General features: G+C 71.5%; 13 protein-coding genes. 4 read left to right on the top strand and 9 right to left on the bottom strand.

What is annotated here, in order from left to right; all coding sequences use genetic code 11:
- Nucleotides 1–24 precede the first annotated feature (24 nt).
- The 4 genes from OG310_RS14240 to OG310_RS14255 all read right to left on the bottom strand — a co-directional run bounded on the left by OG310_RS14240 (nt 25) and on the right by OG310_RS14255 (nt 5,021).
- Entirely contained in the window at nt 25–1,059 is a 1,035-nt protein-coding gene (locus OG310_RS14240; protein ID WP_443078637.1) for an ABC transporter permease, read from the bottom strand.
- On the bottom strand, nt 1,046–2,032 hold the full coding sequence (locus OG310_RS14245; RefSeq protein ID WP_443078848.1) for an ATP-binding cassette domain-containing protein: 987 nt from the start codon (nt 2,030–2,032) through the stop codon (nt 1,046–1,048). The genes OG310_RS14240 and OG310_RS14245 overlap by 14 nt, the downstream gene beginning before the upstream one ends.
- A 340-nt stretch (nt 2,033–2,372) precedes the next feature.
- The gene (locus OG310_RS14250) at nt 2,373–3,671 is read right to left on the bottom strand and encodes a LolA family protein (RefSeq protein WP_329456255.1); all 1,299 of its coding nucleotides are present in this window, start codon (nt 3,669–3,671) and stop codon (nt 2,373–2,375) included.
- 339 nt (nt 3,672–4,010) lie between these two features.
- Nucleotides 4,011–5,021 (bottom strand): polyprenyl synthetase family protein, encoded by a 1,011-nt coding sequence (locus tag OG310_RS14255; protein ID WP_329456256.1) that lies wholly within the window; start codon nt 5,019–5,021, stop codon nt 4,011–4,013.
- Between the two features lie 167 nt (nt 5,022–5,188).
- On the opposite strand from OG310_RS14255, the gene OG310_RS14260 reads away from it, so the two are divergent.
- The gene (locus OG310_RS14260; protein ID WP_329456257.1) at nt 5,189–6,682 is read left to right on the top strand and encodes a peptide MFS transporter; all 1,494 of its coding nucleotides are present in this window, start codon (nt 5,189–5,191) and stop codon (nt 6,680–6,682) included.
- 227 nt (nt 6,683–6,909) lie between these two features.
- Nucleotides 6,910–8,943, top strand: a complete 2,034-nt coding sequence (locus tag OG310_RS14265; protein WP_329456258.1) for a CocE/NonD family hydrolase — start codon at nt 6,910–6,912, stop codon at nt 8,941–8,943.
- A gap of 158 nt (nt 8,944–9,101) precedes the next feature.
- On the opposite strand, the gene OG310_RS14270 is transcribed toward OG310_RS14265, so the two are convergent.
- The 3 genes from OG310_RS14270 to OG310_RS14280 all read right to left on the bottom strand — a co-directional run bounded on the left by OG310_RS14270 (nt 9,102) and on the right by OG310_RS14280 (nt 13,937).
- Complete coding sequence (locus OG310_RS14270) at nt 9,102–10,001, bottom strand: oxidoreductase (protein ID WP_329460176.1); 900 nt, start codon at nt 9,999–10,001, stop codon at nt 9,102–9,104.
- A 233-nt stretch (nt 10,002–10,234) separates the two neighbouring features.
- Nucleotides 10,235–10,813, bottom strand: a complete 579-nt coding sequence (lspA, locus tag OG310_RS14275; protein WP_329460177.1) for a signal peptidase II — start codon at nt 10,811–10,813, stop codon at nt 10,235–10,237.
- A 280-nt stretch (nt 10,814–11,093) separates the two neighbouring features.
- Complete coding sequence (locus OG310_RS14280) at nt 11,094–13,937, bottom strand: choice-of-anchor D domain-containing protein (RefSeq protein ID WP_329456259.1); 2,844 nt, start codon at nt 13,935–13,937, stop codon at nt 11,094–11,096.
- Between the two features lie 394 nt (nt 13,938–14,331).
- On the opposite strand from OG310_RS14280, the gene fahA reads away from it, so the two are divergent.
- Together fahA and OG310_RS14290 are read left to right on the top strand one after the other, a co-directional pair.
- Nucleotides 14,332–15,558, top strand: a complete 1,227-nt coding sequence (gene fahA / locus OG310_RS14285; protein WP_329456260.1) for a fumarylacetoacetase — start codon at nt 14,332–14,334, stop codon at nt 15,556–15,558.
- A gap of 113 nt (nt 15,559–15,671) precedes the next feature.
- The gene (locus tag OG310_RS14290) at nt 15,672–16,301 is read left to right on the top strand and encodes a Uma2 family endonuclease (RefSeq protein WP_329456261.1); all 630 of its coding nucleotides are present in this window, start codon (nt 15,672–15,674) and stop codon (nt 16,299–16,301) included.
- An 80-nt stretch (nt 16,302–16,381) separates the two neighbouring features.
- On the opposite strand, the gene nuoN is transcribed toward OG310_RS14290, so the two are convergent.
- Together nuoN and OG310_RS14300 are read right to left on the bottom strand one after the other, a co-directional pair.
- Entirely contained in the window at nt 16,382–18,037 is a 1,656-nt protein-coding gene (gene nuoN / locus OG310_RS14295) for an NADH-quinone oxidoreductase subunit NuoN (RefSeq protein ID WP_329456262.1), read from the bottom strand.
- On the bottom strand, nt 18,034–19,614 hold the full coding sequence (locus OG310_RS14300) for an NADH-quinone oxidoreductase subunit M (protein WP_329456263.1): 1,581 nt from the start codon (nt 19,612–19,614) through the stop codon (nt 18,034–18,036). The genes nuoN and OG310_RS14300 overlap by 4 nt, the downstream gene beginning before the upstream one ends.
- Nucleotides 19,615–19,619: the final 5 nt, after the last annotated feature.

The following is a 19,619-nucleotide window of genomic DNA, read 5'->3' on the forward strand; positions in this document are numbered from 1 at the left end:
TGAAGTGGCCCGGCCCCACCGGCGCTACGCCGTGACGTCCTTGGTGGTGAAGCGGGCCCACGCGGCGCAGCCGAAGACCAGCGCGTACACGGCCTGGACCACGAGGTTGCTGACCACGTTGTTCCACAGGATCGGCGCCCGCAGCACGTCGGTGAACGACAGCCAGTAGTGCGAGAACAGGTACGGGTGGACCGCGTCGAGCTGCGGGATCGAGTCGACGATCTGCACGGTGATCAGCAGCCCCACCGTGCTGGCCATCGCCGCGATGCCGCTGGACGTCAGCGTCGAGACGAACAGGCCGATCGCGGCGAATCCCACCAGCGAGGCCGCCACGAGCAGGGCCACCAGCAGGGCGCGCAGCAGGCCCGAGCCGAACGGGATCGTCGTGCCGGAGATGGTGGTGACCTCGCCCACCGGGAACAGCAGGGCGCCGGTGGCCAGCGCGAACGCCGCGACGACCACCGTCGCCGTCAGAGTGAACGTCAGTGTCGTGGCGTACTTGGCGACCAGCAGCCGGGTCCGGCCGGCCGGGACGACCAGCAGGTAGCGCAGCGTGCCTCCGGCGGACTCGCCGGCGACCGAGTCCCCCGCGATCACCCCGACGGTCATCGGCAGGAAGACCGGCAGGGTCGCGGCGAGCGCCGCGAACACCAGGAACAGGCCGTTGTTGGTGACCTGCGTGAGGAATGCGGGCCCGCCACCGTGCGGATCGCCGGCCTCGCCCCCGCCGCTCGTCTGGATCTTGACGGCCACGCCGATGAGGACCGGCACCGCCGCGAGCACGCCGAGCAGCGCGACCGTCCGCCCCCGGCGGAAGGTCGTCACCAGCTCGGAGCGGAAGAAGCCGAGCGTCCACCACAGGGCGGAGCGCCGGTGCTCCTCGGCGGCGGACACCCTCGGCGCGGACCGTGCACCGGAAGGTCCCGGCATTCCCGAACCCGGCGCTCCCGAATCCGGCGCTCCCGAACCCGGCGTCCCGCCCGGCGCCTCCGAGCCCGGCGCTCCCGGCCCCGGCGCGGGCGTGTCCGCGCCCGCGCCCGTCGTCTCAGCCCGCGACATCGAAGCCCTCTCCCGTCAGCGCCACGAAGGCGTCCTCCAGCGTGCCGCGTTCGATCCCGAACGCCCGTACCCGCACCCCCGCGCGCACCAGCGCCGCGTTGAGGTCCGCCGGATCCGTCCCGTGGTCGTCGGCGGACAACTCACCCGTCACCCGGCCCTCACCCGTCTCGACGACCGTGACGCCGTGTTCACGCAGTACCCGGGCCGCCTCGGCCGGGTCGGGCGTGGTGACCGCGAGCCTGCCGCGCGTACCCGCCGACAGCTCCGCCACCGACCCCTGCGCGATCAGGCGCCCCTGCGTCATGACGGCGGCATGCGTACACACCTGCTCGATCTCGTCCAGCAGATGTGAGGAGAGGAAGACCGTCGTGCCCTCGGCGGCGAGCTCCCGCACCAGCGTCCTGATCTCGCGCATGCCCTGCGGGTCGAGGCCGTTGGTCGGCTCGTCCAGGACGAGCAGCCTGCGGGGGCGCAGCAGCGCTGCGGCGATCCCGAGCCGCTGCTTCATGCCGAGGGAGTAGGCCTTCGCCCTCTTGGCCGCGGCCGCGCCGAGTCCGACCCGGTCGAGCGCCGTGTCGACCCGCGCCGAGCGGGTGCGCGGGTCGGCCGTCGGGTCCGTGGCGTCGTACCGTACGAGGTTGTCCCGGCCGCTCAGGAAGCCGTACTGGGCGGGGCCCTCGATCAGCGCGCCCACCTGCGGCAGCACCGTCCGCGCCGCGTGCGGCATGGGCAGGCCGAGCAGGCTCGCGGAGCCCGCCGTGGGCTGTACGAGGCCGAGCAGCATCCGGATCGTCGTGGTCTTGCCCGAGCCGTTGGGCCCGAGGAAGCCGAACACGCTGCCGTCCGGCACCGACAGGTCGAGGCTGTCGACGGCCAACTGGCCGCCCCGGTAGCGCTTGGTGAGGCCGCGCGCCTCGATGACGGGCGGCGCCTCCTGTGCGGGGCGCGAGCGCCCCTCGGCTTCCGCCACCACGGTCCTCGCCACGATGCCCAGTCCCTCCGGTCCAGTCAGCTCGGTGTGCTCGCTCGCGGGGCGTTCCCCTGAACGCGGCGCGCCCCGCCGTACGAGCGTACGGCGGGGCGGCGGGCGGGCGAGGCGGGGAGGCGGACGGGTGAGGCCGTGTCGCCCGTCCGGGCCCGCCTCCACCCCCGGCGGCGTTCACTGCGTCGCGGCGTTCGCCGAGCCGGGCCGAGCCGCGTCCCCGCGGTCCGCGTCCCCGTGCTCCGCCTCTCTCCGCGTCGCGGGCGGGGTCTCGTGCACGGCGGCGTCCGGAACCGGGCTGCCCCGGCCCCGGCCGCCGCGCGGCCCCGCGCTACTTCGCGGCGGCGGCGTTCGCCGTGCCGATCAGTTGCTGCTGGCTGACCGCTCCGACGTAGACGGTGCCGTCATCGGTCATCAGGGCGTTGACCAGGCGTGTGTGGAACACCATGCCCGAGCCGAACTTCCCGGTGACCTTGTCGCCCAGCGAGTTCAGGAAGCCCTGGGCGTCCTGGGCGTCCTGAGGTGCCCTGGACGTGGTCCCCTTGTCGGCACCCTGACCGGCGGCCCCCGCAGGACCGGGCAGTTCCACGACCGACGTCCAGCCCGTGCCGGTGACCTTCACCTTGCTGAGCGCGGCCTTGGCCTGGTCCTTCTCCTGCGCGGACGGCGTCGAGTGCTGCGGCAGCGCGTGCTGCTTGCCCTCGGTGACCTTCGTCCCCTTCGGCGGGGTGAAGGTGAACGTCGAGGCCGGCGGCTTGCCGAAGTCGACCGACGTGTAGCCGACGTCGACGACGGCCTTGCCGCCGCCGCTCGGCGTGAGGGTGAACTTCAGCGGCGCGCCGGTCTTCGAGTCGACCGCGACCCGGATCGAACCGACCGTGGAACCGGCCTGCTTGGGCTTGATCAGCAGGTCGTACGCGTCCCGGCCCGCGATCCGCGAGGTGCCGTCGACGCTGATCGACGTCGTGGACCCCGCCGCCTTGAGGGCGTCGTCGGTGAACTGCCGGGGTGTCGTCGGCAGGTCGCCGCCCTTCGGCAGCCCCGGCAGCACCGTCGCGGCACCGGAACCCTGGCCGGCTCCCTGCGGAGCGGTCGTGTGGAACGCCTGGTTGTTGGCGCTGTCGTACGCCCACACCTGGCTGCCGTCGCGGATGAGGCTGTACTCCGCCGCGTTCTCCAGGATGGAGACCTTCTGCTTCCGCGGTCCGTCCGCGGCCACCCGCAGCGTGTGGGTACCGGAGGCCAGTTCCATGAGCCTGGTCTCGGGGTTCGCGGAGGAGCCGGACGGTGCCCCCGAGGAACCGCCCGACCCACCGGTCCCGCCCGGAGCCACCGAGCCGGCCATCGATCCGCCGAGGCCGCCCAGCGAGGGCAGCCCCAGGTCTGTGGTGATCTTCACGGACCCGGAGAGCTGCTGCGTGTCGGACGCGGCGATCTTCTGCACCAGGTCGTGCGCGCTGATCCTGGGAAGATCCGGGTCGCCGGACGACGCGAGCGCCGGCACGAGGCCGACCGTCGCCGCCGCGATCCCCGCCACGGCCACCGGAAGCGCGTACCGGGCCATCTTCCTGGGCCCGGTGGCGCGGTTCCGGCCCTCCTCGGTGGTCCCTGCCCTGTCGTTGCCTGCCATGTGTGCCCTACCTCCGTGATCGGCGGCCGGTCATGTCGGTCATCGCTGCCGCGTGCACTCGTCCACTTCCCCGCATTCATTCTCACTCGACAGGGACACGAGTGCGTATGTCAATCTGACCAAAGCGGCCATCCGGGGGCATCAACCCGACGGTGCAACTTCGCGTACCCCTACGGGATGACATCGGCCGGGCGACCCCTTGGGGGTCGGACTCCGACCGGCACGCCCGGCCGGCGGGTCCGAACGGTGGCACGCGGCCGGGCGGGGTGCCGGAGGCGACGGGAGCAGCGGGAGCGACGGGAGCAGCGGGGGCTGCCGGGGCGGAGGGGGCTGCGGGACTCAGCCCGCCCGGTGGACCACCGCGTCGCACAGCTCGGTCAGTGTGGACTTCGCCCAGCACTCGGGCAGCGGCACCAGCGTCTCGCGGGCCGCCGTCGCGTACCGCACCGCCTCGTCCATGGCCTGCTGGAGCGCCGGGTGCGCGCGCAGCCGGCGCAGTGCCTCCGCGTGCCGCGCGTCGTCGGAGAGGTCGGAGGCGAGCAGTTCCACCAGCTCGACGTCGTCCGGCTCGGCCAGCTTCTCGGCACGCGCCCGCAGGAGCAGCACGGGCAGGGTGGGGATGCCCTCGCGCAGGTCCGTGCCGGGCGTCTTGCCCGACTCGTGGGACTCACTGGCGATGTCGAGGACGTCGTCGGCGAGCTGGAAGGCGACACCGAGCCGCTCGCCGAACTGGGTGAGGATGTCCACGATCCGTTCGTCGGCACCCGACATCAGCGCACCGAAGCGCCCGGACACGGCGACGAGCGAGCCCGCCTTGCCCGCCAGGACGTCGAGGTAGTGGGCGACCGGGTCGCGGCCGTCGCGCGGACCCGCGGTCTCCAGGATCTGGCCCGTCACGAGCCGCTCGAACGCCTCGGCCTGGATGCGTACGGCCTCGGGGCCGAGTTCGGCGAGGATCTGCGAGGCGCGGGAGAAGAGGAAGTCGCCGGTGAGGACCGCGACCGAGTTGTCCCAGCGGGCGTTGGCGCTGTCCACGCCCCGGCGTACTTCCGCCTCGTCCATCACGTCGTCGTGGTACAGCGTCGCCAGATGGGTGAGTTCGACGACGACGGCGGAGGGCACCACGCCCGGCGCGTACGGGTCGCCGAACTGCGCGGCCAGCAGGACAAGCAGCGGCCTGAACCGTTTGCCGCCCGCGCGCACCAGGTGCTGCGCGGCCTCATTGATGAAGGCGACGTCGCTCTTGGTGGCATCGAGCAGACCCGCCTCGACAGCCGCCAATCCGGTCTGGACATCGGCTTCGAGAGCCTGGTCCCGCATGCTCAGCCCGAACGGCCCGACGACGGTCACGAGGGGTACTCCTGTCTGCTGACGATCACACGGATTGTCGATGTGTCGCTGCCATCACTCAAGTCAGCGTATCCGGTCGCGTTTCGATCACCGTGGGCGCCTTCCCGACACCGGCGGTATGTTCGTGATCAGTCGTACGAGCGGGAGAGACTATTTTGTCCGACACGGTGACCGACACGGGAGACCACGGAGAGCAACCTCCGCCCGGGGACGACCGAGCCTTCTTCGGTCAGCCCAGAGGGCTGGTCACCCTGTCGGGTCTCGAAATCTGGGAGCGGTTCTCGTTCCTGGGGATGCAGGCCATTCTCGTCCTCTACTTCGTCGACAGCGTCGCACACGGCGGCCTCGGCATGGACGACGGCACGGCCGCCTCCATCTCGGCGGCCTACGGCACGCTCGTCTACCTGGTCTCGGTCGGCGGCGGCTGGCTCGCGGACCGCATCCTCGGCTCGTACCGCTCCGTCCTGTGGGGCGGTGTCCTCATCGCCATCGGCCACTACCTGATGGCGATCCCGGCCGCGTGGGCGACCTGGGCCGGGCTCGGCCTGATCAGCGCCGGCACCGGCCTGCTGAAGCCGAACGTGTCGTACATGGTCGGCAAGCTCTACCGCACGAAGGACGAGCGGCGCGACGCCGGCTTCGCCCTCTACTACATGGCCATCAACATCGGCTCGTTCCTCGGGCCGCTCGTGACGGGCTGGCTCGGCGACCACGCGAGCTGGCACTGGGCGTTCTCGGCGGCGGCCTTCGGCATGACGCTCGGCATCATCCAGTACGTGTGGGGGCGCAAGCACCTGGCCGGGCACGGCAACGCCCCCGAGTTCGCTCTCGCACCCGCGCCGATGCGGCGCGCCGTGCGGTGGATGGTGGCCGGGGCCGTGGTGGTCGCCGTCGTCGCGACGGCCCTGTCGCTGGCCGGGTGGCTGACGCTCGGCCGGTTCGTGGACGTGCTGACGGTCATCTCGGTCATCGCGCCGGTCGCGTACTTCGTGGTGATGTTCACGAGCCCGCGGGTGTCCTCCGAGGAGCGGGGCAGGCTGCGCCCCTACATCGTGCTGTTCGCCGCGTCCGTGGTGTTCAACTTCATCCTCTTCCAGGCCTATTCGACGATGATCCTGCTCGCCGCTTCGAACGCCGAGTCGAGCATCTTCGGCTTCGACTTCCCGGCGAGCTGGTACACGTCGGCGCTCGGCGCGTTCGAGGTGGGTCTCGCGCCGATCGTCGCGGCCACCTGGGTACGGATGGGCAGGCGGCAGCCGCACGCCTCCAACAAGATCGCGTTCGGGGTGATCCTGGGCGGCCTGTCGTTCCTGCTGATCGTCCTGCCGACGTCCGGCCACAGCACCGACCACTACAAGATGGCCGTCTGGTGGATCGTCGGCTCGTACATCCTGCTCGGCCTCGGCGACATCCTGCTGGAGACGTCGGGCCTGTCCGCGTCGACGAAGCTCGCGCCGCAGGCGTTCGCCAGCCAGACGATGGCGCTGTGGTTCCTCTCCCTCGCCCTGGCCAACGGCATCCAGGCGCAGACCGTGAAGCTGTACGACGACGTCTCGCACCCCGCGTACTTCGGCGTGAACGGCGCGGTCGCGGTCGCCGCCGGCCTGGCCGTGATCGCGGCGGCGCCGTGGCTGAGGCGGACCATGTACCCCGTCCACTGACCCGGCCGGGGCCGGTGCCGGCCTGGCCGGGCCGGAGCGGGCGGGCCCCGCGCCCGCCGCACCTGCCGCCCCTCTCGCGCCCGCCGCGCCCGCCGCGCCCGCACGGCGGAAACCGGGCGGCCCCGAAGGCCCGCTAGCCCCGGCGGCCTCCCGCCCGGCCCGATCCCTCCGCCCCCCGCTTCCTCCCGTCCCCCGCCCCGCACGATGAGCCCGAAAAGGTGACCGGTATGCCCCCCACCATCCGTCCCACCCACGGTCCGGCCATCCGCACGGACTTCCCCTACGAGACGACCCGCGAGGACGTCCGCATCCCGCTGCCCGGCGGACTGAAGCTGTACGCCCGCGTCTGGCGCCCCGTCACGGACGAACCCGTACCGGCCCTCCTCGAATACCTGCCGTACCGGCTGAGCGACTGGACCGCGCCCCGCGACTGGCAGAGACATCCCTGGTACGCGGGGCACGGCTACGCCTCGGTACGGGTCGACGTGCGCGGGCACGGCAACAGCGAGGGCGTGCCCGGTGACGAGTACGACGCGACGGAGCTCGCCGACGGCATCGAGGTGATCGACTGGCTGGCGGCCCAGCCGTGGTGCAGCGGCCGGGTCGGCATGTTCGGCATCTCCTGGGGCGGCTTCAACTCCCTGCAGCTGGCGGCGCTCGCACCCGGTCCGCTGAAGGCGATCGTGACCGTCTGCTCCACCGACGACCGCTACGACAACGACGTCCACTACATGGGCGGCTCCGTGCTCGGCGTGGACATGCACGCGTGGGCCGCGACGATGCTCGCGTTCGTCTCGCGGCCGCCGGACCCGGTGTACGCGGGCGAGCGATGGCGCGAGCTGTGGCTGAACCGGCTGGAGGCCGTGGAGCCCTTCATCCACACCTGGCTCGCGCACCAGACCCGCGACGCCTACTGGAAGCACGGCAGTGTCTGTGAGGACTACTCCGCGATCGGCGCCGCCGTGCTCGCGGTGGGCGGCTGGCACGACCCGTACCGGGACACGGTGCTGCGCCTCGTCGAACACCTCGACCCCGCGCGCGTGCGGGGCATCATCGGACCCTGGTCGCACCAGTACCCCGACCGCGGCCTGCCCCCGGGGCCCGCGATCGGCTTCCTCCAGGAGACGCTGCGCTGGTGGGACTTCCACCTCAAGGGCCGGGACACCGGGGTGATGGACGAGCCGCTGCTGCGGTCCTGGATCAGCGCGTCGCACCCGCCGGCCACCGTCTATCCGGAGCTCCCGGGGCGCTGGGTCGGCGAACCGTCCTGGCCGTCGCCGAACGTCACACCGCAGACGTACGCCTTCCGGGGCGAGCCGGCGCTGGTCGACTCGCCGCACCAGACCGGTCTGGACGCCGGCCGGTTCTTCCCGTTCGGCAACGACGCCGACCTGCCGCCGGACCAGCGGGACGAGGACGCGAAGTCGGCGGCGTTCGAGTTCGCGGTCGGCACGGGCGGGCCGGGTGTCGAGATCCTCGGCCGGCCCCGGGTACGGCTGCGGCTCACGGTGGACGCCCCGGCCGGCCAGGTGATCGCCCGGCTGTGCGACGTGGCGCCCGACGGTTCGTCCACGCTGGTGACGCGCGGCGCGCTGAACCTGTCGGCGCGCGAGGGCCGGGACAAGGCGGTGCCCTGGCCCGAGGGCGCCACCGAGGACGTCGAGTTCGAGCTGAACGGCATCGGCCACACCTTCCCGCCGGGCCACCGCATCCGGCTGGCGGTGTCGTCCGCGTACTGGCCCTGGATCTGGCCCCAGGCGGCGTCGGCGGGCTTCGTCCTCGACCCGTCGGGCTCGGTCCTCGACCTCCCGGTCCGCAACCCCACGCCGGGCGACGCGCCCATCGCCTTCGCGCCGGCGGAGGAGTCGGAGCCGCTGGAGGTCGTCTTCCCCGAGACGCTGGAGCCCCCTCGCCCCGAACGCCTCGTCACCCGTGACGTCGCCGAGGGCATCTGGCGTCTGGAGGTCGACCCGAAGTACGGCGGCACCCGCCTATACCCGGACGGCCTGGAGTTCACCGAGGACGCGCTGGACACGTACACCATCCAGGAGAGCGACCCGCTCTCGGCGAGCGCCGTCTCCCGCTGGACGGTGCGGCTGCACCGTCCCGAACTGGGCTGGGACATCCGGGTGGAGACCAGCTCGGAGACGACCTGCGACGCGGAGAACTTCATGACGCTCAACGAGGTGGTGTGCCGCGAGGGCGAGGAGATCGTCTTCCACCGCACCTGGGAGAAGAGCATCCCGCGTACGGCGGGCTGAGGACGCGGGCGCGGCGGGCCGGGTACCCGGCCCGCCGGTGAGCGGGCGCGGCGGGCCGCGTCCTCGGCCGGTCCGGCGGGGCGCGGTGGACCGCGTCTCCCGTTCCGGTACGTCGGGGCGTGCGGGTTGCCTCCGCGCGCCCCTTCAGGCCGCAGGTATCAGCTCTCCGTGCGGCCGACGGGGTCGAGGAGCCTCAGCTCCTCCTCCGTCAGCCGCAACGCGCCGGCCGCGAGGTTGTCGGTGAGGTGGTCCGGGTTGCCCGTTCCCGGGATGGCCAGCACGTGCCGGCCCTGCCGCAGGGTCCAGGCCAGCCGTATCTGTGACGGCGAGACGCCACGCGTACGGGCGAGGGTGACGACCGCCTCGTGCTCGGCGCGCACGGCTCCCGCCTCCCGCCCCTCACCCGCGACGGAGAAGAACGGGACGAACGCGATGCCCTGGGCCGCGCAGGCGTGCAGCATCGGTTCGCCGCCGCGCGCGTCGATGCCGTAGCGGTTCTGGACGCAGACCACCGGGGCGATCTCCTGGGCCTGGGCCAGATGGTGCGGGCGCGCGCTGGAGATGCCGAGGTGGCGGACGAGCCCGGCCTCGCGCAGCTCGGCGAGGGCCCCGAAGTGCTCGCTGATCGATTTCTGCCGCATGATGCGCAGGTTGACCACGTCGAGGTGGTCCCGGCCGAGCTGGCGCAGGTTCTCCTCGACCTGGCCGCGCAGCTGGTCGGGCCGTGCCGGGGCCGCCCACGCGCCGGACGCGTCCCGGGCGGGACCGACCTTGGTGACGATGACCAGGTCGTCCGGGTAGGGGGCCAGCGCCGAGTTGATCAGTTCGTTGGCGGAGCGCAGCCGCGAGAAGTAGAACGCCGCGGTGTCGATGTGATTGACGCCGCGTCCGACCGCCGCGCGCAGCACGTCGATCGCCCGGCCGCGGTCGCCGGGCGTCCCCTCGTGGAAGGCGGCGCTGCCGGTCAGGCGCATGGCGCCGAACCCCATCCGGTTGACCCCGAGGTCACCGAGCAGCCATGTCCCCGCGGCCTCGGCCGTGGCCCCGTCCGATGTCATCTTCCCCATCAGCCCCTCCAAAGCAGCCTCGTCCCCGCGGTTTCGGGGACGGGCAGGCGTGGAGTATGCCCAGGTGGAGGGGTGGTCCGGGAAGCGATCCGGCGACGGGGAACATCACATCGAGAACGGGAATCCCGGCGGTCCAGGACCAGTTGAACGAAGGGACGCGAGGCGCCCGGGGCAGGCGCCGCGCGCGGGCTCCCGTACCGGCTCCCGCCCTACGGGAATCCCGCCTACGCCTTCCCGGGCTCGCCCGCCTCCGTCGCGTCCGGCACGGTGTCGCGTTCGCGGCGGCCGTCGGGCGTCGTGCCGAGGAACGACATCAGGACGACGAGGACACCGCCGCAGACGATCGCCGAGTCGGCGAGGTTGAAGACCGCGTAGTACTGGACGGAGATGAAGTCGACGACCGCGCCGCGGAAGACGCCAGGTGAGCGCAGCACGCGGTCCGTGAGGTTGCCGAAGGCGCCGCCCAGGAGCATGCCGAGCGCGATGGCCCAGGGCAGGCTGTAGAGCTTGTGGGCGATCCGGCAGATCACCGCGATCACGATCGCCGCGATCACCGTGAACACCACGGTCATCGCCTGCCCCATGGAGAAGGCGGCGCCCGCGTTGCGGGTCACCTGGAGCGTCAGCCAGTCGCCGATGAGCGGGACCGGTGCGTGGTTCTCCAGGTGTGCGACGACCAGGACCTTGCTGGCCAGGTCCAGCCCGTAGGCGAACAGCGCCATGGAGATCAGCACGCCGATGCGCCGCCGACGCGCCGGGGCCGACGGGGCGAAGGGGATCTGCGGGGTGTCGGAGGTGCTGATGGTGGGCTCCGCGGGGCCGGGGGACGCCGAGACTGGTCCGTGACGGGTGTGGGGAGGGGCGTGCTGTCGAGCGTACGGTACGCCCCGCGCACGCCCCCGTGACGCGGTGCACGGGCTCCGCCACACGGCGGGCACCCGGACGCGGGACCGGGGCCCGCCCTCCCCCGCGACTGCCGGCACCGGGATCAGGACCGGGCCGCCCGGGCTCCTGACACGGCGGTGCCGCCGCGCACATGGCATGTACGCGGCGGCACCGGGAGGCATACGGGAGCCCGGGGGCTCAGGCGCTCGGGAAGACCTCGAAGTCCGAGAGCTGACCCGCGTTCCACCCCGTGTTGGCGGTGATGTTGACCCGCACGTACCGGGCGGTGGAGCCCGGCACGGTGATGTTCACCGTGTTCTGGTTCGCGTTCGGGTCGAAGGTGTACGACGCGGAGGCCACGGCCGTCGTGAAGTTCGTGCCGTCCGTGGACGTCTGCACCGACAGGGTCTCCTGGCGGGTGTTCCACGCCGTGGCCGGCGGGAGCTTCAGGGTGACCTTGCCGACCTTGAAGCTGCTGCCGAGGTCGACCTGCGCCCACTGCGGGAACGAGCCGTTCTGGCTCTCCCAGTACGACGACGCGTCGGTGTCGGTCAGGTTCCCCGCGACGTACGGGTTGTTGCTGGAGCTGGTCGAGGCGGGCCGGCCGGCCGCCACGTTGGTGCTGCTGCCGATGCCGCTGCCCACGAGGGAGACGGTCGTCGGGCCGTTGTTCGCGTTGCTGTTGAGCGTGAGGGTCCCCGTACGGGATCCCGCGGCCGTCGGCTTGAACGTGACGGTCGCCGTGCAGGACGCGCCCACGGCGACGGAGGAGCAGTTGTTGCTCTGGCTGTAGTCACCGGACACCGAGACGCCCGAGACGGTGGCCGCCGTGGTGCCGGAGTTGGTGAACTTGACCGTCTGCGCGGCGGCGGACTGGCCGACCACCGTGCCGGCGAAGTTCAGGCTGCCCGGGTCCGCGGACAGCACGGGACCCGGCGCGGTGCCGGTGCCGGACAGGGTGACGGTGTCGGTGACGCCGCCCGCCTTGACCGTCAGCGATCCGGTGCGCGCACCGGCCGCGGTCGGCTTGAACGTGACGGAGACCGTGCACGAGCCCTTCGAGGCGATGGACGAGCCGCAGGTGTTGGTCTGCGCGAAGTCACCGCTGGTGGCGATGGATGTGACCGCGGCGGCCGAACCGGTCGGGTTCGCGACCGTCACGGTCTGCGTGGCGCTCGTGGCGCCGGTCGCGACCGAACCGAAGTTCAGCGCGCTCGGCGCGGTCGTGACGCTGTCGGCCGGGTAGGGCGGGAAGTTCGGCGCCGGGAAGCCGCCGCAGTACGGGGCGCCGCTGATCCCGGAGTTGCCGCCACCGTCGGTCACCTGGAAGTTGTTGCCCTCACAGTTGTAGACCGGGGCGGACGCGCCCACGCCGGTCGCCGTGACGTTGGTGAACTTCGCGGCGCCGCCGGTCTGTTCCTGCAGCGCGAAGGTACCGGTACCGGCGATGGTGACGTTGTTGAGGTTGACGCCGCTGACGGTGCCCTCGACCCACTGGACGCCCTCGTACGGGCTCTGCTCGATCAGCGCGTTGGAGACGTTGACCGGGCCGGTGATGGCGCCCTGGCTGCCGTCGAACCACAGCGCGCCGACGCCGAACTGCCAGTTCGGGTCGAGGCTGCCGTCGCGGATCAGGGTGTTGTCGGTGATGTTGGTGGTGCCGACCGGGGTCGACGTGAACCGCTGCCCGACGTGGATGCCACCGCCCTGGGTGAGGCCGGTGTCCTGGACGAGGTTGCCGCTGACCGTGTTGTCGTGGCCGCCGTAGATGGCGATGCCGTTGGCGAGCATCTGCAACTGGACGGTGTTGTTGGAGATGGTGTCGCCCGCGTCGGCGCCGAGGCCGGAGTCGGCCCAGGTGGCGATGCCGTCGTCACCGGTGTTGCGGATGTCGCTGTTGGTGACGGTCGAGTTGGTGACGCCGCCGTGGAAGTTGATGCCGTCGGCGGTGGTGTCACGGATACGCAGACCGCTGAGGGTCAGCTTGTCCATCGGGCCGTCCATCCAGGCCCCGACCTTCATGTGCGCGATCCACAGGTTCGACACCGACGAGTTGCTCATCGCGCCGCCGATGCCGTTGACCTGCGCGTTGTCGTCGCGCTCGCCGACGTTGCCGAAGATCGCGAAGTTCTGCAGGTGCACGTTGCTGCTGGGCGAGGGCGCCGAGTTGCCGTAGAAACCGGGCGCGGTGCCCGTCACGGTCGAGTACCACATGCCGGCACCGGCGATCGTCACGTTGTTGACCGCGATGTGGCCCGGGATGTTGTACGTGCCCGGCGGGATCCACACCGTTCCACCGGAACCGGCGGCGCGAATCGCCGCGTTGAAGGCGTTGGTGGAGTCCTGGACGCCGCTCGCGTCGGCGCCCTGGCTGGTGACCGAGACCGATCCCGAGGGCTGCGGCAGCGCCGCGCCGACCTGCTCGAAGTCGGCGAAGTCGACGGTGTACGAGGACGCCGTGTCCCCGGCGTCGACCTGGAGCTTGAAGGTCGTGCCGGCCGGATACGTCTGCGGGAGCAGGCGGTGGACCTCGTCGTAGAAGTGGTGGGGGTTGCTGCCCGGGGAGTTGGTGAACGGGTAGCTGCCGTAGTACCAGCTGTACGCGTTGGTCAGGCTGAAGTCGCTCTGCTTGGAGCCGTTGATGTACAGCGACAGCGGGGCGTTGTAGACGGAGCCGCCCGACGTGTCCGGGATGCTGTACCGGAAGTCGATCGAGTTCGTCGCCACCGGGGTGGTGAAGGTGACGTACTTGCCGGAGCCCTGGAGGGTCACCGCCTTGCGGTACGACGCCTCGTCGGCCAACTGGCCCTGGGCGTAACTCGGGCCGATGACACTGCCGTTGGTGGCGGAGTTCTCGGCCTGGACCTCGGCGTACGCGAGGTTGGCACCGCTGCCGCCGGTGGCCGCGGCGGCCTGGGCGGAAGCGGCGGGAGCGGCGGACGCCGCGGGCGCCGTCACCGCGACCATCCCGCCGGCGGCGAGCAGCGTACTGCCGGCCGTGACGAGAAGCGCTCTTCTCAGAGCACGCATGGACTGGATCACGTGGGCCTTGCTCCTTTCGACGTGGTGCCACGCCTGCACGCGCGGCACCACGGTCAGAGGGGGATGCGAGGAGCTTGAGCAGAGAGGAACGGGGAACTGCGCTGCGATTGAGCGGTTCGAGCAAGGGGGACCGTAATCCCATCGACACAGCTGCGCAATATGTCGACGCGTTTCTGTCAAATCTATACGTGGTCGCGCAACATCCTTTGTGACTCTGCGTCAGAACTCAACGGACACAAGCGATACAGGGAGGACATAGCTCCCGCCGCCCGGCTACCGAACCCGGGGAGGCCCCCGCACCACCCGTTCAGGGCCGGTAGACCGGCGCCGGGTGGGTACGAACCTGCCCGTAACGTGTCCGGCACCCCGACGACCCAGAGAGCGAGGCGCAGCGATGCCCGAGCGGAGCAGCGGCGAAGACGACCTCTTCGGACCGCACAACCTGCCCTACGGCGTGTTCACGACCGCCGACGAACCCGGCAGGCGCCGCCTCGGGGTGCGTCTGCACGACCGGGTACTGGACGCGGGGGCCGCCGCTCGTGCGCTCGGCTCGCCCTACGAGACGCTGCTCGCGCAGCCCGGCCTCGGGCCGCTGATGGCGGCGGGCCGCACCGCCTGGCGGGACGTCAGGCGGGCGCTCACCGCCTGGGTCACCGTGCCCGCGCACCGCGCGGAACTCCAGCCCCTGCTCCACCCGCTGGACGCGCTGACCCTGCACCTGCCCTACGAGGTCGCCGACTACGTCGACTTCTACTCCAACGAGCACCACGCGGCCAACGCCGGTGCCATCCTGCGTCCCGGCGGGCCGGCCCTGACCCCGAACTGGAAGCACATGCCGGTCGGTTACCACGGCCGTGCCGGGACCGTCGTGGTGTCGGACACCGATGTCGTACGGCCGACCGGCCAGCGCAAAACTCCGACAGGCCCTCCGCCGGTCTTCGGGCCGACCACCAAGCTGGACATCGAGGCCGAGGTCGGCTTCGTCGTCGGCACGCCCTCCCCGCAGGGCACGTCCGTGGCGCTCGGCGCCTTCCGCGACCACGTCTTCGGGGTGTGCCTGCTCAACGACTGGTCCGCACGCGACCTCCAGGCGTGGGAGGGGCAGCCGCTCGGCCCGTTCCTCGCCAAGTCGTTCGCGACGTCGGTGTCGGCCTGGGTCACCCCGCTGGAGGCCCTGGACGCCGCGCGCGTGGCGCCGCCGGCCCGCGACGAACAGCCCCTGCCCTACCTCGACGACACGGACGACGAGGACCCCGGCGGCTTCGACCTCCGCCTCACGGTGCGTGTCAACGGCGAGGCCGTGTCGAATCCCCCGTTCTCGTCGATGTACTGGACGGCCGCACAACAGCTGGCCCACCTGACCGTCAACGGGGCGTCGCTGCGTACGGGCGACCTGTACGGCTCCGGCACGGTCAGCGGCCCCGAGCGCGGCCAGCGGGGCTCGCTGCTCGAACTGACCTGGGACGGCGCGGAGCCCCTGGACCTGCCGACGGGAAAGCGCACGTACCTGGAGGACGGCGACGAGGTCACGCTGAGCGCCTGGGCCCCCGGCCCGGACGGCACCAAGGTCGGCCTGGGCGAGGTCACGGGCCGCGTCACCCCGGCGGCGACGGGCGGGTGAGAGCCCGGCCCCCGGCCCCGGGCCGACGTCAACACCCGGCTCCCTGCCGTCCCTTCGGGCGAGTGTGATCATGTTTCGGCGGTTACGCCGAGTACACGCGTGAGACTCCCCCCATGGGAACACCGCGAGACGACGAGCCAGGTCCCGGGCCCGCCCCCGGCACTCGGGAATACCCGTGGCCCCGGCCGCCGGCGGGCGGCTGGACCGCCGACGACCTGGACAGACTTGCGGACCTGCCTCCGCACACGGAGCTGATCGACGGGAGCCTCGTCTTCGCCGCACCGCAGGACCTGTTCCACAGCCGGACCGTGACCCGCTTCACCGAGTGGTTACGCTCCGCCGCACCCGACACCCTGGCGGTCGTACGGCAGTTCACCATCGACGTCGACCGGCACAACCGGCCGGAACCGGACGTCGTCGTGGTGCGCGGTGACGTGGTCGACGGCTGGAGCCGGACGCGCTTCCCCGCCGAGGCGGTGGTGCTCGCCGTCGAGGTCGTCTCCCCCGAGTCCCAGTCGCGGGACCGCGAGACGAAGCCGGTGAAGTACGCGCGCGCCGCCATCCAGCACTACTGGCGCGTGGAGAACCACGACGACCGCGCGGTGGTGTACGCCTTCGAGCGGGAACCCGCCACCGGCGTCTACACGAGCGTCGGGATCTTCCGCGACCGGCTCACGGTGTCCGTGCCGTTCCCCGTCGACCTGGACCTGACCGGGATCACCCCGCGCCGCCGGACCCGGTAGCACACGGACCGCTGCCCGGCCCCCTGGGCAGGGGGCCGGGCAGCGGCGGACGACCGTCCTCGGCAGGTGCGCGGCCCGGGTCAGCGGGCGAACGTCCCCGCCTGGCTCGCCAGGTCCAGGAAGTACTGCGGCGCGATCCCGAAGACGAGGACCACCGCCACGCCCACCCCGATGGTGACCATCGTCAGCGGCGAAGGGACGGCCACCGTGGGACCGTCGGCCTTCGGCTCGCTGAAGAACATCAGGACGATGACACGGATGTAGAAGAACGCCGCGATCGCCGACGCGATCACACCGATCACCACCAGCGGCACCGCGCCCCCGGCCGCCGCGGCCTTGAAGACCGCGAACTTCCCCGCGAAGCCCGACGTCAGCGGGATGCCCGCGAACGCCAGCAGGAAGATCGCGAATACCGCCGCGACCAGCGGTGAACGGCGGCCGAGCCCCGCCCACTTGGAAAGGTGTGTCGCCTCGCCGCCCGCGTCCCGCACCAGGGTGACGACGGCGAACGCGCCGACCGTCACGAAGGAGTACACGACCAGGTAGAACAGCACGGCCGAGATGCCGTCGGGCGACGCCGCGATCACACCGGCCAGCAGGAAGCCGGCGTGCGCGATCGACGAGTACGCCAGCAGGCGCTTGATGTCGGTCTGCGTGATGGCGACGATCGCACCGCCGATCATCGTGATGATCGCGACGCCCCACATCACCGGCCGCCAGTCCCACGTCATACCGGGCAGCACCACGTACAGCAGCCGCAGCAGCGCGCCGAACGCGGCGATCTTCGTGGCCGCTGCCATGAAGCCCGTGACCGGCGTGGGCGCGCCCTGGTAGACGTCCGGCGTCCACATGTGGAACGGCACCGCGCCGACCTTGAACAGCAGACCCGTCAGCAGCATCCCGCCACCGATCAGCAGCAGCGCGTCGTTGCCCATGGTGCCGGCGAGAGCCGGGTTCACGTTCTGCACGGTCCCGTCGACGACGTCGGCGATCCGCGCGTACGTGACGGAGCCCGAGTACCCGTACAGCAGGGCGATCCCGAACAGCAGGAACGCCGACGAGAACGCGCCCAGCAGGAAGTACTTGACGGCTGCTTCCTGTGACATGAGGCGCTTGCGGCGCGCCACGGCGCACAGCAGGTAGAGCGGCAGCGAGAAGACCTCCAGCGCGACGAACAGCGTCAGCAGGTCGTTCGCCGCGGGGAACACCAGCATGCCCGCGACCGCGAACATCACCAGCGGGAACACCTCGGTCGTGGTGAACCCGGCCCGGGTCGCGGCCTTCTCCGCCTCGCTGCCCGGCACCGCCGCCGCCTCGGCCGCGAACGAGTCGACGCGGTGCGCGCCCGCCGCCGGGTCGAGGCGGCGTTCCGCGAACGTGAACACGGCGACGATCGACGTGAGCAGGATCGTGCCCTGGAGGAACAGCGCGGGCCCGTCGACCGCGACCGCGCCCTGCGCCGCGATGTGCGCCTTGGAGACGCTGCCGTACCCGTCGGCCGCGAGCGCCACCACCGCGGCGAACGCGGCGGCGAGCCCGACGACCGCGAGGACGACCTGGGCGTAGTAGCGGGCCCGGCGCGGCAGGAACGCCTCGAAGAGGACGCCGAGCATGGCGGCACCGGCGACGATCAGCACCGGCGAGAGCTGGCCGTACTCGATGTGGGGCGACGGGATGGTGCCGATCGAATCGGCGGCCGTCGTTGTCCACAGGCTGTGGACAGCTGGCGCGCTCATCGGGACGCCTCCAACTCGGGGTGGGGGTCACTCTGGTGGACCTGCGACATGGTCTGGTGCACCGCCGGATTCACGATGTCGGTCAGCGGCTTCGGATACACACCGAGGAAGATCAGCAGGGCGATCAGCGGCGCCACCACCACCAGCTCCCGGACCTTCAGGTCCGACATGCCCTGGACCGTCGCTTTCACGGGCCCGGTCATGGTGCGCTGGTAGAGGACGAGCACGTACAGCGCGGCGAGCACGATGCCGACCGTCGCGATGATCCCGATCACCGGATACCGGCTGAACGTCCCGACGAGGACCAGGAACTCACTGACGAACGGCGACAGGCCCGGCAGCGACAGCGTCGCGAGCCCGCCGATCAGGAACGTCCCCGCGAGCACCGGGGCGACCTTCTGCACTCCGCCGTAGTCCGCGATGAGCCGCGAACCGCGCCGCGAGATCAGGAACCCGGCCACCAGCATCAGCGCGGCAGTCGAGATCCCGTGGTTGACCATGTACAGCGTCGCGCCGGACTGTCCCTGGCTCGTCATGGCGAAGATGCCCATGATGATGAAGCCGAAGTGGGAGATCGACGCGTAGGCGATCAGGCGCTTGATGTCCCGCTGGCCGACCGCGAGCAGCGCGCCGTAGATGATGCTGATCAGCGCGAGCACCAGGATCACCGGTGTCGCCCACTTCGACGCCTCGGGGAAGAGCTGGAGGCAGAAGCGGAGCATGGCGAACGTGCCGACCTTGTCGACCACCGCCGTGATCAGCACGGCGACCGGCGCGGTCGCCTCGCCCATGGCGTTCGGCAGCCAGGTGTGCACCGGCCACAGCGGGGCCTTCACCGCGAAGGCGAAGAAGAAGCCGAGGAACAGCCACCGTTGCGTGGACGTCGCCATCGTCAGGTCGCCGGCCGCCCGCAGGTGCGCGATGTCCGTGAGCGAGAACGTGCCCGCCACCACGTACACACCGATGACCGCGGCCAGCATGATCAGCCCGCCGACCAGGTTGTAGAGGAGGAACTTCACCGCCGCGTAACTGCGCTGGGTGGCCGCCGCCTCGTCGCCGCCCGCGTGGGCCCGGTCCCCGAAGCCGCCGATGAGGAAGTACATCGGGATGAGCATGGCCTCGAACAGCAGGTAGAAGAGGAAGACGTCGGTGGCCTCGAAGGAGAGGATCACCATCGCCTCGACCGCGAGGATCAGCGCGAAGAAGCCCTGCGTCGGCCGCCACCTGCGGTTCGGCTCCGCCTCTTCCAGAGGATCGGCGTCGTGCCAGCCCGCCAGGATCACGAACGGGATGAGCAGCGCGGTCAGCGCGAGCAGCACGACCCCGATGCCGTCCACGCCCAGTTCGTAGCGGACGCCGAAGTCCTTGATCCAGGCATGTGACTCGGTCAGCTGGAACGGACCGCGCGCGCCCGGGTCGAACTTCACCAGGACGACGGCCGCGATGGCCAGCGTCGCGATCGAGAACAGCAGGGCCGTCCACTTCGCGGTCGTGCGCCGCGCCGCGGGCACCGCCGCCGTGACGATCGCACCGGCCGCGGGCAGGGCCGCGGTGACGGTCAGAAAGGGGAACGACATCGCAC

The organism is Streptomyces sp. NBC_01497 (genome assembly GCF_036250695.1).
Taxonomy (GTDB): Bacteria; Actinomycetota; Actinomycetes; order Streptomycetales; family Streptomycetaceae; genus Streptomyces.